At 65.4% G+C, this 14,500-nt stretch carries 13 protein-coding genes; 6 read left to right on the forward strand and 7 right to left on the reverse strand.

Annotation, left to right across the window (positions count from 1 at the left end; translation table 11 throughout):
- Window positions 1-46: 46 nt before the first annotated feature.
- Window positions 47-790, forward strand: coding sequence for a methanethiol S-methyltransferase (gene mddA, locus AC1RM6_RS09435; RefSeq protein ID WP_493100424.1), 744 nt, complete (start codon window positions 47-49; stop codon window positions 788-790).
- Here mddA and trmFO read toward each other — a convergent pair.
- Entirely contained in the window at window positions 768-2,090 is a 1,323-nt protein-coding gene (gene trmFO / locus AC1RM6_RS09440; RefSeq protein ID WP_493100426.1) for a methylenetetrahydrofolate--tRNA-(uracil(54)-C(5))-methyltransferase (FADH(2)-oxidizing) TrmFO, read from the reverse strand. The genes mddA and trmFO overlap by 23 nt on opposite strands.
- Window positions 2,091-2,220: 130 nt before the next feature.
- On the opposite strand from trmFO, the gene AC1RM6_RS09445 reads away from it, so the two are divergent.
- Window positions 2,221-3,837, forward strand: a complete 1,617-nt coding sequence (locus tag AC1RM6_RS09445) for a methyl-accepting chemotaxis protein (RefSeq protein ID WP_493100428.1) — start codon at window positions 2,221-2,223, stop codon at window positions 3,835-3,837.
- On the opposite strand, the gene AC1RM6_RS09450 is transcribed toward AC1RM6_RS09445, so the two are convergent.
- Window positions 3,834-5,222 carry a cytochrome P450 gene (locus tag AC1RM6_RS09450; RefSeq protein WP_493100430.1) on the reverse strand — a complete coding sequence of 463 codons (1,389 nt, stop codon included), beginning with the start codon at window positions 5,220-5,222 and terminating at the stop codon, window positions 3,834-3,836. The genes AC1RM6_RS09445 and AC1RM6_RS09450 overlap by 4 nt on opposite strands.
- Complete coding sequence (locus AC1RM6_RS09455; RefSeq protein WP_493100432.1) at window positions 5,215-6,360, reverse strand: hypothetical protein; 1,146 nt, start codon at window positions 6,358-6,360, stop codon at window positions 5,215-5,217. The genes AC1RM6_RS09450 and AC1RM6_RS09455 overlap by 8 nt, the downstream gene beginning before the upstream one ends.
- Before the next feature lie 21 nt (window positions 6,361-6,381).
- Here AC1RM6_RS09455 and AC1RM6_RS09460 point away from each other — a divergent pair, with 21 nt between their 5' ends.
- Together AC1RM6_RS09460 and AC1RM6_RS09465 are read left to right on the forward strand one after the other, a co-directional pair.
- Window positions 6,382-6,666, forward strand: a complete 285-nt coding sequence (locus AC1RM6_RS09460; RefSeq protein WP_493100434.1) for a hypothetical protein — start codon at window positions 6,382-6,384, stop codon at window positions 6,664-6,666.
- Between the two features lie 91 nt (window positions 6,667-6,757).
- A complete protein-coding gene (locus tag AC1RM6_RS09465) occupies window positions 6,758-7,198 on the forward strand; it encodes a host attachment family protein (RefSeq protein WP_493100436.1) in 441 nt (146 codons plus the stop codon).
- 46 nt (window positions 7,199-7,244) lie between these two features.
- On the opposite strand, the gene gyrA is transcribed toward AC1RM6_RS09465, so the two are convergent.
- Together gyrA and AC1RM6_RS09475 are read right to left on the reverse strand one after the other, a co-directional pair.
- On the reverse strand, window positions 7,245-10,004 hold the full coding sequence (gyrA, locus tag AC1RM6_RS09470) for a DNA gyrase subunit A (RefSeq protein WP_493100437.1): 2,760 nt from the start codon (window positions 10,002-10,004) through the stop codon (window positions 7,245-7,247).
- Between the two features lie 146 nt (window positions 10,005-10,150).
- Window positions 10,151-10,351: a hypothetical protein gene (locus AC1RM6_RS09475; RefSeq protein ID WP_493100439.1), complete on the reverse strand. Its 201-nt coding sequence runs from the start codon at window positions 10,349-10,351 to the stop codon at window positions 10,151-10,153.
- A gap of 108 nt (window positions 10,352-10,459) precedes the next feature.
- Between AC1RM6_RS09475 and AC1RM6_RS09480 the strand changes: the two genes are divergently transcribed.
- Window positions 10,460-11,527 (forward strand): AI-2E family transporter, encoded by a 1,068-nt coding sequence (locus tag AC1RM6_RS09480; protein WP_493100440.1) that lies wholly within the window; start codon window positions 10,460-10,462, stop codon window positions 11,525-11,527.
- Between the two features lie 21 nt (window positions 11,528-11,548).
- Here AC1RM6_RS09480 and yaaA read toward each other — a convergent pair whose 3' ends face one another.
- Complete coding sequence (gene yaaA / locus AC1RM6_RS09485) at window positions 11,549-12,319, reverse strand: peroxide stress protein YaaA (protein WP_493100442.1); 771 nt, start codon at window positions 12,317-12,319, stop codon at window positions 11,549-11,551.
- A gap of 250 nt (window positions 12,320-12,569) precedes the next feature.
- Here yaaA and AC1RM6_RS09490 point away from each other — a divergent pair, with 250 nt between their 5' ends.
- Window positions 12,570-13,832 carry a tetratricopeptide repeat protein gene (locus AC1RM6_RS09490; protein ID WP_493100444.1) on the forward strand — a complete coding sequence of 421 codons (1,263 nt, stop codon included), beginning with the start codon at window positions 12,570-12,572 and terminating at the stop codon, window positions 13,830-13,832.
- 66 nt (window positions 13,833-13,898) lie between these two features.
- Here the strand turns inward: AC1RM6_RS09490 and AC1RM6_RS09495 are convergent, their stop codons facing one another.
- Entirely contained in the window at window positions 13,899-14,375 is a 477-nt protein-coding gene (locus AC1RM6_RS09495; protein WP_493100446.1) for an Lrp/AsnC family transcriptional regulator, read from the reverse strand.
- Window positions 14,376-14,500 lie beyond the last annotated feature (125 nt).

The raw sequence follows: 14,500 nt of genomic DNA on the forward strand, positions 1-14,500 counted from the left end.
TATGGTAGAAGCGGGGACGGCTTCATTGCGTTCGGGGGAACGGCCAATGGCACGCGGCATCCATCTCATCTTCGGTGTTCTGGCGTACGCGATCTTCTTCGCGACCTTCCTCTATCTGATCGCGTTCCTCGCCAATCTTCCCATCGTGCCGAGGACGGTCGATGTCGGCCCGCAAGCGGCAGTGCCGCTCGCGCTGGTGATCGACCTGCTGCTGGTGGCGATGTTCGGCGTCCAGCACAGCGTGATGGCGCGGCAGGGCTTCAAGCGTGCCTGGACCCGGATCGTGTCGCCGGCGATCGAACGCAGCGTCTATGTGCTGGTCGCCAGCCTGATGCTGATCCTGCTGTTCGCCTGCTGGCGGCCGGTACCGACGATGGTCTGGCGGGTCGAAGCGCCGGTCGGTGTCTATGCGCTGTGGACGCTGTGCGGGCTCGGCTGGGCGACGGTGCTGCTCAGCACCTTCCTGCTCAACCATTTCGAGCTGTTCGGGCTGCAGCAGGTCTGGTTCAACCTGCGCGGCAGGGCAGCCGCAGACCCGATATTCCGCCAGCCCTTGCTCTACCGACTTGTCCGCCACCCATTGTACAGCGGCTTCTTCCTCGCCTTCTGGGCGACTCCGGCGATGAGCGTCGGCCATCTCGCGCTCGCCGCCGGCATGTCGGCCTATATGCTGATCGCGATCCGCTATGAGGAGCGCGACCTCACCGGCCTGTTCGGTGAGGATTATGTCCGCTACCGGCGCGAGGTCGGGATGCTGGCGCCCCGCCTCAGGCGGCGATCCACGCCCTGAGCGCCTCGCCGGCGCGTTCGGCATACATCGCCTTGCGATCGGACTTGCGCTTGCGTCCGCCGCGCGCACCCTCGAGCGGCGGGAACAGGCCGAAATTGACGTTCATCGGCTGATAGGTCGTGGCATCGGCGCCACCGGTGATATGGCCGAGCAGCGCGCCCAGCGCCGTCGTGATCGGCGGGGCGGCGAGCGGGCGCCCGAGCAATTCGGCCGCGGCGAAGCGGCCCGCGATCAGGCCGATCGCCGCGCTTTCGACATAGCCCTCGCAGCCGGTGATCTGGCCGGCGAAGCGGATATGCGGTCGCGACTTCAGCCGCAGTGTGCCGTCGAGCAGCTTGGGCGACTGGATGAAGGTGTTGCGGTGGAGCCCGCCGAGCCGCGCGAACTCGGCCTTTTCCAGCCCGGGGATGGTGCGGAACAGGCGGACCTGCTCGGCATGTTTGAGCTTGGTCTGGAAGCCGACCATGTTCCACAAGGTTCCCAGCGCATTGTCCTGCCGCAACTGGACCACCGCATAGGGCCAGCGGCCGGTGCGCGGATTGTCGAGCCCGACCGGCTTCATCGGGCCATACCGCAGCGTGTCGACGCCGCGGTCCGCCATCACCTCGATCGGCATGCAGCCGTCGAAATAGGGCGTGTCCTTTTCCCAGTCGCGGAACTCGCCCTTCTCGCCGTCGATCAGTCCCTGATGAAAGGCGAGATATTCGTCCTTGGTCATCGGGCAGTTGATATAATCCTTGGTCTCGCCCTTATCCCAGCGCGACGCCATCCAGGCGACGTCCATGTCGATCGAGTGGTGATGGACGATCGGTGCGATCGCGTCGAAGAAGGCCAGCGCGTCGGCACCGGTCGCGTCGGCGATCCCGGCCGCGAGCGAGGCCGCGGTGAGCGGGCCGGTGGCGACGATCACCGGGCCGTCGGGGAGCGCGTCGACCCGTTCGCGGACCAGTTCGATCAGCGGGTGGGTGGCGATCGCGGCGGTGACCGCGGCCGAATAGCCGTCGCGATCGACCGCGAGCGCCGATCCGGCGGGGACGCGGTGGGTATCGGCGCACTGGAGGATCAGCGAACCGAGCGCGCGCATTTCGGCATGGAGCACGCCGACCGCATTGTTGGTCGGATCGTCCGACCGGAAGCTGTTCGAACAGACGAGCTCGGCGAGATGGTCGGTCTGATGCGCAGGGGTGCCCTCGACGCCGCGCATTTCCGAAAGACGCACGCGGATGCCAGCCTGGGCCAGCTGCCACGCGGCTTCGGAACCGGCAAGGCCGCCGCCGATGATATGGATTTGATGGGTCATCGCGGCGCCTTACCGGATCGGCGCCGGGAAAGGCAAAATTTCGTGACGATCGCCTGAAAATGCCCGGCTTGCTTATCCTTTCGTTCCGGCGGTGACGCTTTCTTAAGCCGATCGCGCAAAGGTCGATGCCATGTCCGATCACAAGATCATGGCGATGTATCGCAATCTGTCGTCGATCCGCTCGCTGCGCGGGGCGACGCTCGCCAGCGATCTGGCCGGCATCCAGATCAACGGCATCCGCCTGCTGGTTGCGGGCAGCTGGCTGAGCCTGCTCGTCCTGGGGATCTGCGGCCTCGTGATCGACGCCCCCGATCTCGGGCTGGCGATCGGCCTGGGGATCGCGATCAATATCCTGCCTGCCAAGATGGCGTGGGAGCATCGCTACGACATGCCGGCGCAGATCGCGGTCGCGGTCATGGTCGCGTTGCAGCCGGCCCTCTATCTGTTCGTGTTCACCGGCCACCCCTGGCAGATGGACATGCACATGTATTTCTTCGCGGTGCTGGGGGCGCTGCTGATCCTGTGCGACTGGCGCCCGCTGGCCGCCGCGACGGTCACCGTCGCAATCCATCATCTGCTGATCGAACTGGTGCGCCCGCAATGGGTGTTCGAAGGCGAAGGCAATTTCGGCCGGGTGCTGCTGCACGCGGCGATCCTGCTGATCCAATTCAGTTTCCTGTCCTATGCGGCCCAGCGCCTGAAGTCGCTGGTCGCCAGCCAGCAGGCCGCGCAGGTCGAAAGCCAGCGCCTGATCGAGAGCGCCTGCGCCGCCGCCGACGCCGCCGAGGCGGCGCGCAGCGAAGCGGTGGTCGCGCTCGAGGCGCAGCGCAAGGCCGAGCGGGCCGCCGAGGCCGAGCGCCAGTCGCGGATCGCCATGGCCCAGGCCGCCGACCAGCGCCGTCGCCGCGACATGATCGAACTGGCCGAGCGTTTCGAGGATTCGGTGGCCGGCGTCATCCGCTCGGTGCTCGACGCATCGGACGAACTCGCTTCGGCATCGGGCGACCTCAACCGCCTCGCGATCGAGGCGGGCCATCAGACCGGCGAGGTCAGCATCACCGCGCAGGGGCTCACCGAACGATCACGTTCGGTGGCTGCCGAAATGTCGGGGCTGACCCGCGCGGTGCGCCAGATCGTCGATTCGGCATCGCGGCAGAGCGAACTGGCGACGGTGGCGCGGCGCAGTTCGGAGGCCGGCGACGAATCGCTCGGCGCCCTCGCCGAACGCACCACCGACATCGTGTCGTTCGTCGGGATCATCGCCGATATCGCCGCACGGACCAATCTGCTCGCGCTCAACGCCTCGATCGAGGCGGCACGCGCCGGCGAGGCGGGCCGCGGCTTCGCGGTGGTCGCCGACGAGGTCAAGAATCTCGCGGGTCAGGCGGGCGCCGCCACCAAGAAGATCACCGATCTGGTCCGCACCGTCGACGAACGCGCCGACGCCGTCGAGGGCGCGCTCGCCAATGTCAGCACGGTGATTGCCGAACTGGCCGAGCAGACCGACGGGATCGTCGCTGCGATCGACGACCAGCAACTCGCGTTCAACGACATCGGCCGTCATGCCAGCGGGACCGCCGAGGATGCCGGCGACATGGCCGCGCGGATCGAGGAAGTCACCCGTTCGGTCAAGGCCGCCGGATCGCTTTCCGGCAATGTCGAGGATGCGGCACGTCGGCTGGCCAACGATGCGCGCGGGCTGCAACTGGCGACCGAAACCTTCGTCGCCCATCTGCGGGCCGCTTAAGCCCTTTTTTCCCGATCGTCGAAGAACAACCGTACCGCGTTCTTCGGGCGCAGGGTCAGCCGGCTGACCGGCTCGGGCTTGGCGATCGGCGGGTAGCGTAGCCGGAAGGCGCGGACGATGCTGGCGAGGGTCAATATGCCCTCCTGCTGGGCGAAGCCCGCGCCGATGCAGATACGGGGTCCCTTGCCGAACGGCATATAGGCGTGGCGGCAGGCCGCGGCCTCTTCGGGATCGTCGAACCGGTCGGGCTCGAAGGCGTGCGGGCATTTCCAGTTGTCGCTGTTGCGCTGGATCAGCCAAGGCGAGATCACCACCATCGCACCCGGTGCCAGCTTCTTGTCGCGCATCGTCGTCGGCGCGGTGACCTCGCGGATGAAGAAACTCACCGGCGGATAGAGGCGCAGCGTCTCCTTGAACAGGTTGCGCACCCCGTCCATGCCGCGCAGATGCTCGAAGGCGATCGGCCCGTCGCCCGATCGGCGATCGATTTCGGCGTCGAGCGCCTCCTGGAGATGCGGGCATTCGGCGAGCAGATAGAGTGCCCAGGTCATCGTCGAGGCGGCGGTCTCGTGCCCCGCGAGGAAGATCGTCGAGACCTGCTCCATGATCTTCTCATAGGTGAAGGCCTCGCCGGTCACCGGATGGCGCGCTTCCAGCAGCGACTGGAGGATGTCCTCCTGCGCGGTGCCGGTGCCGCCATGCCACGCATCGTGGCGCGCCCTGACGATCGGGCCGAACACCGCGTGGATCTCGGCGGCGGCCTTCTTCGCCCGGCGGCGATAGCCGAGCAGCGGCAGCCCGTAGATCTTGAGCATCGCGCTCGGCTGCACATTCTTCTGATAGCGGTGGAAGCTGTGATAGATTTTGTCGCCGCTCTCGGCATCGAGCTTCACCGAGAAGATCGTCCGGTAGATGATGTCGGCGGCGACATGGGTCATCAGCGGATCGACCTCGATCGGCTTCGACCGGTCGAGCAGGCGGATCTGGTCGAGCAGGTCGTCGACCGCGCTTTGCATCGCCGGATAGACCCGCTTGAGATTGGTATGGGCGAAGGCCGGATTGACCATCTGGCGCTGCTGTTCCCAATCCTCGCCATTGGCCGAGAACACGCTGTTGCCGATCAGCGGATCGAGCAGGTCGTTGAGAAACTCATGCTTGGGAAAGACCTTCTCGCGATCGTCCATCACCCGCTCGACGACCTCGAGATCGTTGGCGATGTAGAAATCGAGCCTGGGCAGGCGGATCTCGCCCATCTTCATCGTATAGCTCTTCTCGAACAGCGTATGGATCCAGCTGTTCCAGCCGGTCAGGAAGCGCTTGAGCAGCGATGCCTTGCTCTTGTGCGGGACCGGATAGGGTGGGGTGAAGCGCGGCGTTTCAGGCATTTTCGGTCTCGAAGGCGGCGATCGAAGCGGCAAGGGGGCTCGGGCCCGAACTCACCCCGATATAATCGAGCGGCGACAGCCGGTCGAAGCTGCGCAGATAATCGAAATGGACCTCATATTTGTTGCGGCGGCGCGCGTCATAGGTCGCGGGATCGCAATATTTGAACCAGCGCGGGCTGAGCTGGGTCAGCCGCGCCGTCCGCTTATGCTCGGTGCGCACGCATGGATCGATCCCGGCGATGCAGGCGCCATCGGTGATCGAGCCGATGTCGAGCCAGCGGAAATCGCCCTGGCCGACGCGGTCGAGCAGGCCATGGAAACGGTGGCTGTCCTTGCGGCAGCCGATCAGCGCGATGCATGATCCCAGCGTCACGAAGCTGAAGCGATCGGGCAGCACCCCGCCGCGGGCGTCGAGCAGCCGCGCCATCATCGGCACCCCCATGATCGACCCGTTGCTGTGGGTAACGAGCAATATCTCGTCCCAGTCCTCGTCGAGGCTGGCGTCGACCATGTCGGCGAATTCGGCCATGCGCTGCTCGACATCGGCAGGCAGCCGGTCGCCCGCGAGGATGTCGTTGAAGATGATGAAGCGCAGCAGCCAGAAGCCCTGGATCTTGCGGACGATGAACATCGCGACCGCGACGGCGATGACGAGCGCCGCGGCGATCCCCCACAGCCAGCCGAGCAGCGCGACCGCCGGAAACCAGAGCAGCAGCCCGAGCAGGATCGGCAGCAGCACCGCCGAGACCCCCGGATAATAGAAGGCGACGCGCACCCCGATCGGGAAGCGATTGACGATCGGCCAGTCGAGCAGCCGGGTGAAGTTCCAATAGGCCGCGACCGACGCCTTGATCAGCGCTACCGGATTCTTGACCCAGTGGTGGCGGACGACGTCGTCCCAGCCGAGGAAGACATAGTCGGTGACGGTGTCGGCCTCGCCCGACGCATCGGCCGGCTTGCCTTCGATGGTCCAGGCGGTCGAATGCGGCGGCTGGCGGCGGCGCTTGCCGACGCTGACCGTGCGATCCGCGACCTGTCCGAACAGCGGCGCCTGCTCGGCGAAAAGCTGATGATAATAGCGTGCGCCGCGTGGATCGAAGCCGCTGAGATAGAAGATTTTTCGCTTGAACGCGGGCATCGGGGGCGCTTACTCGGTGTCATGGCTGAACCCGAACGGCACTATTGCATCTTCATGGACGGGTCCAAATATAATCGGAACGCCGGGTGCCGTGCGCATGACAATGCCTATGGCATCTATGGCGGCGGTACCGAGCGCGACCGCCGCAAGGCCGACCTGGTGCTCTATCGCCGGATGCGCGGCGAGGGGGATCCGATGGCGCCGATAGTGCTGTTCTTCGTGACCTTCTATGGCTGGTTCTTCTTCAACTATCATGGCCGGCCGTGGCGCGGGCAGCTGATCCGGAAGATTTTCCCGCGTTACTGAGCATCAGGCGAGCCGGGCACGGGGTGGCCCGAGCAACCGCTCGACCTGCAGGGCGTTCTTGATTGCGAAAGCAAAAGAGCAGGAGAACCCCATGCGCATTTCCCACGACACCCTCGTCCTCGTCGCCGACGGCCGTAAATCGCTGTTCCTTCGCAATGAGGGCGACGAGGAATATCCCAACCTCGTCGTCGAGGATCAGCGTGCGCATGCCGATCTTCAGGATCGCGACATGAAGACCGATGCGCCGGGCCGGGCGATGTCGCAGGTCGGCGGTCGTCAGAGCACGATGGAGGAGGTCGATTTTCACCAGCAGGAGGAAGACCGCTTCGCCGCGGACACCGCCGCTTTGCTCAACAGCAAGGTCCGGTCGGGCGCGACCGAGGCGCTGATCATCGTCGCGCCGCCGCGCACGCTCGGCGAACTGCGGCGCCATTTTCACAAGGATGTCCAGGCGCGGATCGTCGCCGAGGTCGACAAGGACCTGACCGGGCATCCTGTCGATCAGATGGAGAAAGTTCTGCAGGGGCTCTGAGCCCCGAACCGATCATCGCCCCGGCGAACCGGGGCGATGATCCGGGTTATTCGGGCGAATCCTCGCCTTCGCCGCCGTCGGCCAGGTCGTCGCCGATGACCGCGCTGTCGTCGGGAGCGATCTCGCCATCGGCGCTTTCGCGCAGATCGGCTTCGGCCTCTTCCTCGCTCTCTTCGATCCGCGCGGCGCCGACGACATGCTCGTTGTCGGCCACGGTGAAGAGCCGCACGCCGGCCGAGTTGCGGCCGATCACGCGGGTGTCGCCAACCGACATGCGGATCAGCTTGGCCTGGTCGGTGACCAGGATCAGCTGTTCGCCGTTATGCGCCGGGAAGCTGGCGACGACCGGGCCGTTGCGGCCGAGATTGTCGATATTGGTGATGCCCTGGCCGCCGCGGCCGGTGCGGCGATATTCGAACGCCGACGAACGCTTGCCATAGCCATTGGCGCAGACCGTCAGGATGAACTCCTCCGCGGCGGCGAACTCTGCCATGCGATCGGCGCTCAGCGTCGGCGCGGTGTCGTTTTCCTTCCAGGGCGCGGCGCGCAGATAGGCGTCGCGTTCATCGGTGGTGGCGTCGAAACCCTTGAGGATCGACAGCGAGATCACCTCGTCGCCATCCTTCAGGGTGATGCCGCGCACGCCGGTCGAGGTGCGGCTCTGGAACTCGCGGACCGCGGTCGATTCGAAGCGGATCGCACGGCCGTTGCGGGTGGCAAGCAGGACATCGTCGCTCTCGGTGAGCAGCGCGACCCCGATCAGGCGATCGGTCGCGTCCTCCTCGAACCGCATCGCGAATTTGCCGTTCGACGGCACATTGGCGAAGGCGTCCATCGAGTTGCGGCGGATATTGCCGTGCGCGGTCGCGAAGACGACATGGAGCGCCCCCCAGCTCTCCTCATCCTCGGGCAGCGGCAGCACCGTCGTGATCGCCTCGCCATTGGCCAGCGGCAGCAGGTTGATCATCGGCCGGCCGCGTGCCTGGGGTGCGCCCTCGGGCAGGCGCCACACCTTCTTGCGATAGACCTTGCCATGGTTCGAGAAGAACAGGACCGGGGTGTGGGTCGAGGTCACGAACAGTTCGGTGACGACGTCCTCGTCCTTGGTCGACATCCCCGAACGGCCCTTGCCGCCGCGCTTCTGCGCGCGGAACGCCTCGAGCGGGGTGCGCTTGATATAGCCGCCATGGGTGACGGTGACGACCATGTCCTCGCGCTCGATCAGGTCCTCGTCGTCGATATCGTCGCCGGCGGGCGCGATCTCGGTTTTGCGCGGCGTCGCGAATTCGAGCAGGATCGCGTCGAATTCCTCGACCATCACCTGATAGAGCTTCACGCGATTTCCGAGGATCTCGAGCAGTTCGGCGATCGAGGCCGCCAGCTTGGCGAGTTCCTCGCCGATCTCGTCGCGGCCGAGCGCGGTGAGGCGGTGCAGGCGCAGGTCGAGGATCGCGCGAACCTGGACATCGCTCAGCCGGTAGGTCGGCGAATCGCCGATCGAATCGACCGCCTCGACCAGCTTGATGTAGGATTCGATTTCCTGACGCGGCCATTCGCGCTCGAGCAGCGAGGCGCGTGCCGCGGCCGGGCTCGACGATGCCCGGATGATACGGACGACCTCGTCGAGATTGGTCACCGCGATCACGAGGCCGAGCAGGATGTGGGCGCGGTCGCGCGCCTTGGCGAGCTCGAACTTCGATCGGCGGGTGATGACCTCTTCGCGGAACCTGACGAAGGCCTCGACGATGTCGCGCAGGGTCAGCGTCTCGGGCCGGCCGCCGCGGATCGCGAGCATGTTGGCCGGGAAGCTGGTCTGCGCCGGGGTGTGGCGCCAGAGCTGGTTGAGCACGACCTCAGGGGTCGCGTCGCGCTTGAGCTCGATGACGACACGCACGCCGAGCCGGCTCGACTCGTCGCGGATGTCCGAAACGCCTTCGATGCGCTTGTCCTTCGCGGCCTCGGCGATCTTCTCGACCAGGCCCGATTTGCCGACCTGATAGGGGATTTCGGTCAGCACGATCTGGCGCTTGTCGCCGCGGCTTTCCTCGACGACATAGCGCGAGCGCATGATGATCGAGCCGCGGCCGGTATGATAGGCCTGCCGCGCGCCCGACAGGCCCAGGATCTGGGCACCGGTCGGGAAATCGGGGGCGGGGACGATCTCGATCAGCTCGTCGATCGTGATCTCGGGGTTGGCGATATAGGCTTTGCAGGCGTTGACCACCTCGCCGAGATTATGCGGCGGGATATTGGTCGCCATGCCGACCGCGATGCCGCCGGCGCCGTTGACGAGGATGTTCGGGAAGCGGGCAGGGAGCACCTGCGGCTCGCTGCGCGACCCGTCATAGTTCGGGGTGAAGTCGACCGTGTCCTTGTCGAGATCCTCAAGCAGGGTCATCGCGATCTTCGACAGCCGCGCCTCGGTATACCGCATCGAGGCCGGCGGATCGGGATCCATCGAACCGAAATTGCCCTGGCCGTCGATCAGGGTGGCGCGCATCGCCCAATCCTGCGCGAGGCGGGCCAGCGCGTCGTAGATCGAGGAATCGCCGTGCGGATGGTAGTTGCCCATCACGTCGCCGACAATCTTCGCGCATTTGCGATAGGGGCGGCCGGGAACGAAGCCGCCTTCCTGCGAGGCGAACAGGATGCGCCGATGCACGGGCTTCAGGCCGTCGCGGACATCGGGGAGCGCGCGGGCGACGATGACCGACATCGCATAGTCGAGATAGCTCGACTTCATCTCATCGACGATCGAGATCGGTGAAATATCGGCGTTTTCGAGGGGCGGCGGGGCGCTGGCCAAGTTGTGCTTTTCCGTATCTGTCAGTGCTGTCGCGCCTGCGGATAGCGAGGCGAACCCAAGCTCCTAACGGATGCGGACCGGAAGTGCTAGTCTCCTATGTATCGCGGCCCGCCCGGCGGGGCCGCGTCGTGCGAGACCAGCGGCGATCAGCCGAAATTATAATAAGCCAGTACCGCGATGAAGGCGATGACCACCAGGAACAACCCCCAGCCCAAGGCATTGCGGGCCATATGCGGGGTCGCGCCGGCGCGCGCCTCTTCGGTGGTGAGGTGGACGCCGTTGCCCCTGTCCTGGTCGGTTACCTGATCGGTCGGATGCGCCTGACTGTTCACGGCGGTGACTCCCATATTGTCTGCCGGAACAACGGGCGGCGCAAGGCGATGTTCCGGGCCGGTTGCCAATCGAGGGCCCGGTCCCCACACTATCGGGCAGCAATCACCGAAGGGGACGACCGCATGCAGGCGCTCGAAGAAAAGACGTTCCTCCTGCTGGTCCTGCTCGTATCGGTCGCGTTCTTCTGGGTGATCGGGCCTTATTTCGGGCCGATCCTGTGGGGCGCGGTCTGCGCGATCCTGTTCGATCCGCTCAACGAGCGGCTGCTGCGGCGCTGGCCGGGTCGGTCGAACCGCGCGGCGCTGGTCACGCTGCTGGCGATCATGGCGATCGTCGTCATCCCCGCGATCGTGCTGATCGTCTTCCTGCTGCAGGAGGTCACCAGCGTCTACGGCATGATCCGCAGCGGCCAGATCGACTTCGCCCATTATTTCCAGCAGTTCCAGAGCATCCTGCCGCATTGGGCATCGGGCATGCTCGATCGCTGGGGCCTCAATGATTTCGCGGCGGTGCAGGCCAAGCTGGTCAGCGGCATCACCAGCAGCTTCCAGTCGCTGGCGGCCAAGGCGGTGGTGATCGGCCAGAGCTTCTTCGGCTTCACGCTGGCGATCGGCATCATGCTCTACCTGACCTATTTCCTGATCCGCGACGGCAAGGCGCTCGCCGGCACGATCGACCGCGCGGTGCCGTTGCGGCGCGATCACTGGGACGCGCTGGTCGGCAAGTTCGTCACGGTGGTGCGCGCGACGATCAAGGGCAGCGTCGTGGTGGCGGTGGTCCAGGGACTGATCGGTGGCATCGCCTTCTGGGCGCTGGGAATTCATGCGCCGGTGCTGTGGGGCGTGGCGATGGGCTTTCTTTCGCTGCTGCCGGCGATCGGGACCGGCCTGGTCTGGGTCCCGGTCGCCGCCTATCTGCTGGTCAGCGGCGACATCTGGCAGGGCGTGGTGCTGATCCTGGTCGGGGTGTTCGTGATCGGCATGGTCGACAATATATTGCGCCCGCTGCTGGTCGGTCGCGACACCCGCATGCCCGATTATGTCGTGCTGATCTCGACTCTGGGCGGGATCGAGGTGTTCGGCTTCAGCGGCTTCGTGATCGGGCCGGTGGTCGCCGCGCTGTTCATGGCGGTATGGGAGATCTTCGCCGAGGCGAGGGCCCCCCATGGCATTCCGGCGGGCGATTCATAGGCTTCGTTTCGTCGGGGCCCTTCAGTCCGCGGCGATGGTGCGAACGAAGCGCCAGATCAGATCGTCGGAACCGTCGGCGACGAAATGATAGCCGTCGCTGTCGAAGCCTTTCAGATCTTCGACCCGGGTGACGCGGTGCTCGCACATCCAGCGGGCCATCATCCCGCGCGCGCGCTTGGCGCCGAAGCTGTTGAAGATCAGTCCCCTCGGGCCATCCTCGCGGAAATCGATGGTGACGATCCGCACGCCCTTGGGCGGCGCCTGCTCGACCGCGTGCCAATATTCCTTGCTGGCGAGGTTGACGATCGTGTCCGATCCCTCGGCGAGGAGATCGGCGGCGATCACGTCGGAGATCTTGTTGCCCCACAGCTGGTAGAGGGTCTTCTTGCGACCGGGCGCCCAGCGCGTGCCCATTTCGAGCCGATAGGGGCGGATCAGGTCGAGCGGGCGCAGCAGGCCGTACAGGCCCGACAGGATGCGGACATGGTCCTGCGCGAAGGCGATCGCCGGCTCGTCGAGGCTCTTAGCCTCGAACCCGACATAAACATCGCCGGCAAAGGCGAACAGCGCGGGGCGCTCGTCCTGTTCGACGAAGCCCTTGTAGCGGTCGTCGTTGAGCTTCGCGAGCTTGTCCGAGATGCTCATCAGCTTGGCGAGCTTCTTGGGTCCGAGCTTTGCGGCGGCGGCGGCGGTCTCGATCGCCTCCTGCGCGAAGCGCGGCGTGGTGGGCGCGAGCGGCGGCAACGGGCTCGCATAATCGAGCGATTTGGCGGGGGAGAGCAGGGCGATCATGCGGCAAGCCCTAGAGCATAACGCGCGGGGATTGAAATCGGATATGCGTCGCAAGCCTCGCGGAGTGGCACCCGGGCGACAGATTCGGCCGATGCCCATTCAATCCGCATTCAGCCGTCCGCGTCCAGTCGATGGCGATCGAGGCCGGATCGTTCCGCCCGCGCTTGTGCCGGCCGGTCGGACCCATTAGTCAACCGGCGTGTTTTATCGAGCGGCCGCCCCCTTGGGCCGCGTTGAGGAGGCTTGAAGGATGAAGCTTGTGTCCCGCTATGCACTGATCGCGGCGCTCGGCCTGGGTGTCGCGACGGTCGGCGTCAATGCTCCGGCGCTCGCCAAGAAGAAGGAAGAGGCCGCCGCCCAGCCCGCGCTCAAGCTGAGCGAGCCGGTCCGCAAGGCGCTTGCCGCCGCGCAGGATGCGCTGGCCAAGAACGACCTCGCGACCGCGGATTCGCAGATCGCCGCCGCCAAGGCCGCGGCGTCGACCGAGGACGACAAATATATGGCGGCCGCGATCGGCCTCAACGTCGCGCTCAAGGGCACTGACCAGGCCAAGAAGTCGCAGGCGCTCGACGATCTGCTCGCCACCGGCAAGGTGCCCGACAAGGACAAGGCGCAATATTATGCGCAGGCCGGTCACTGGGCCTATGACGCGAAGAATTATGCGAAGGCCGAAAGCGCTTATGCGCAGTCGGTCGCGGCGGGCTCGACCGATCAGGACGTTTATGCGCGTCTGGCCGACGTTCAGTTCCGCAACAACAAGCCGCAGGATTCGCTCGCGACCCTGCAGAAGGTGATCAACGACAAGGCGGCCGCAGGTCAGCCGGTGCCGACCGAATGGTATGCCCGCGGCGCCGACATCGCGTCGCGATCGAACAATGTGCCGAAGTTCGCCGAAGTCACCACCTCGTGGCTCTCGGTCTATCCGACCAAGCAGAACTGGCACGATTCGCTGTTCATCTACAACCAGATGGCCAATCTGACCGGCGACGCCCAGCTCGACCAGCTCCGCCTCGCCCGCGCCGCCGGGGTGCTGCCGCTGGCAACCCAGAACGCCTATCTCGACTATGCGGTCGCGACCTATCTGAAATACCCGAACGAAGCCGTTTCGGTGCTCAAGGAAGGCATTGCCGCGGGCAAGCTCAATCCGACGACCAGCCAGAACACCCGTGAGATCCTGGCGATCTCGGAGCCCAAGATCGCGACCGACAAGGCATCGCTCAAGGGCGCGGTCGCCGCGTCGCAGGCCCCCAAGGCGACCTTCAAGTCGATCATGTCGAACGCCGACCTGTTCTACGGCTATGCCGACTACAAGAATGCTGCCGACCTCTACAAGCTGGCGGCGGCGCGGCCCGACGCCGACAAGGCGACCGCCAATCTGCGCCTCGGCGCGGCGCTGGCGCAGGCCGGCGACAAGGCCGGTGCGGCCGCGGCGTTCGACGCGGTTCCCGCAGGCGGCCCGCAGAAGGTGCTGGCAGGCTATTGGAAGGTTCTGCTCGACCACCCGGCCGCGTAATTCACGGGCTCCCAAAAAAGAAGGGCCGGGCACCGATGGTGCCCGGCCCTTCTTTTTGGCCTCGGTTCAAATACCGTCGACGGGGATGCCGGGGATATCCTTGGAGGTGCGGATCGTCAGCGAGGTCTTGACGCTGGCGACGTTCGGCGCCGTCGTCAGCTTCGAGGTGAGGAATTGCTGAAAGCCCTGCAGGTCGTGCGCGACGATCTTGAGGATGAAGTCGATCTCGCCGTTGAGCATATGGCATTCGCGCACCTCGGGCAGCGCGCCGACATGTTCCTCGAACAGTTTGAGGTCCTCTTCGGCCTGGCTCTTGAGCGAGACCATCGCGAAGACGGTGATGCCATAGCCGAGCGCGGTCGCGCTGAGCTTGGCATGATAGCTTTCGATGACGCCGGCTTCCTCGAGCGCGCGCACCCGGCGCAGGCAGGGCGGGGCGGTGAGACCCGCCCGACGGGCCAGTTCGACATTGGTCATCCGGCCGTCATCCTGCAGATCGCGCAGGATCGTCCGATCGATCTGATCGAGCGATATATCGGCCATCACACAAACCTTTCCCAATTCATGCCGAAAGCATAATTTAATTTCTGCAGTCTGCAACAAACAAAGCATCTTGAGATGTCGGGGCAAAGGCGCTTTGCGAGAGCCGGCTTGGCGATTATGCTGGC

Source organism: Rhizorhabdus sp. GW822-FHT03C02, from assembly GCF_058801765.1.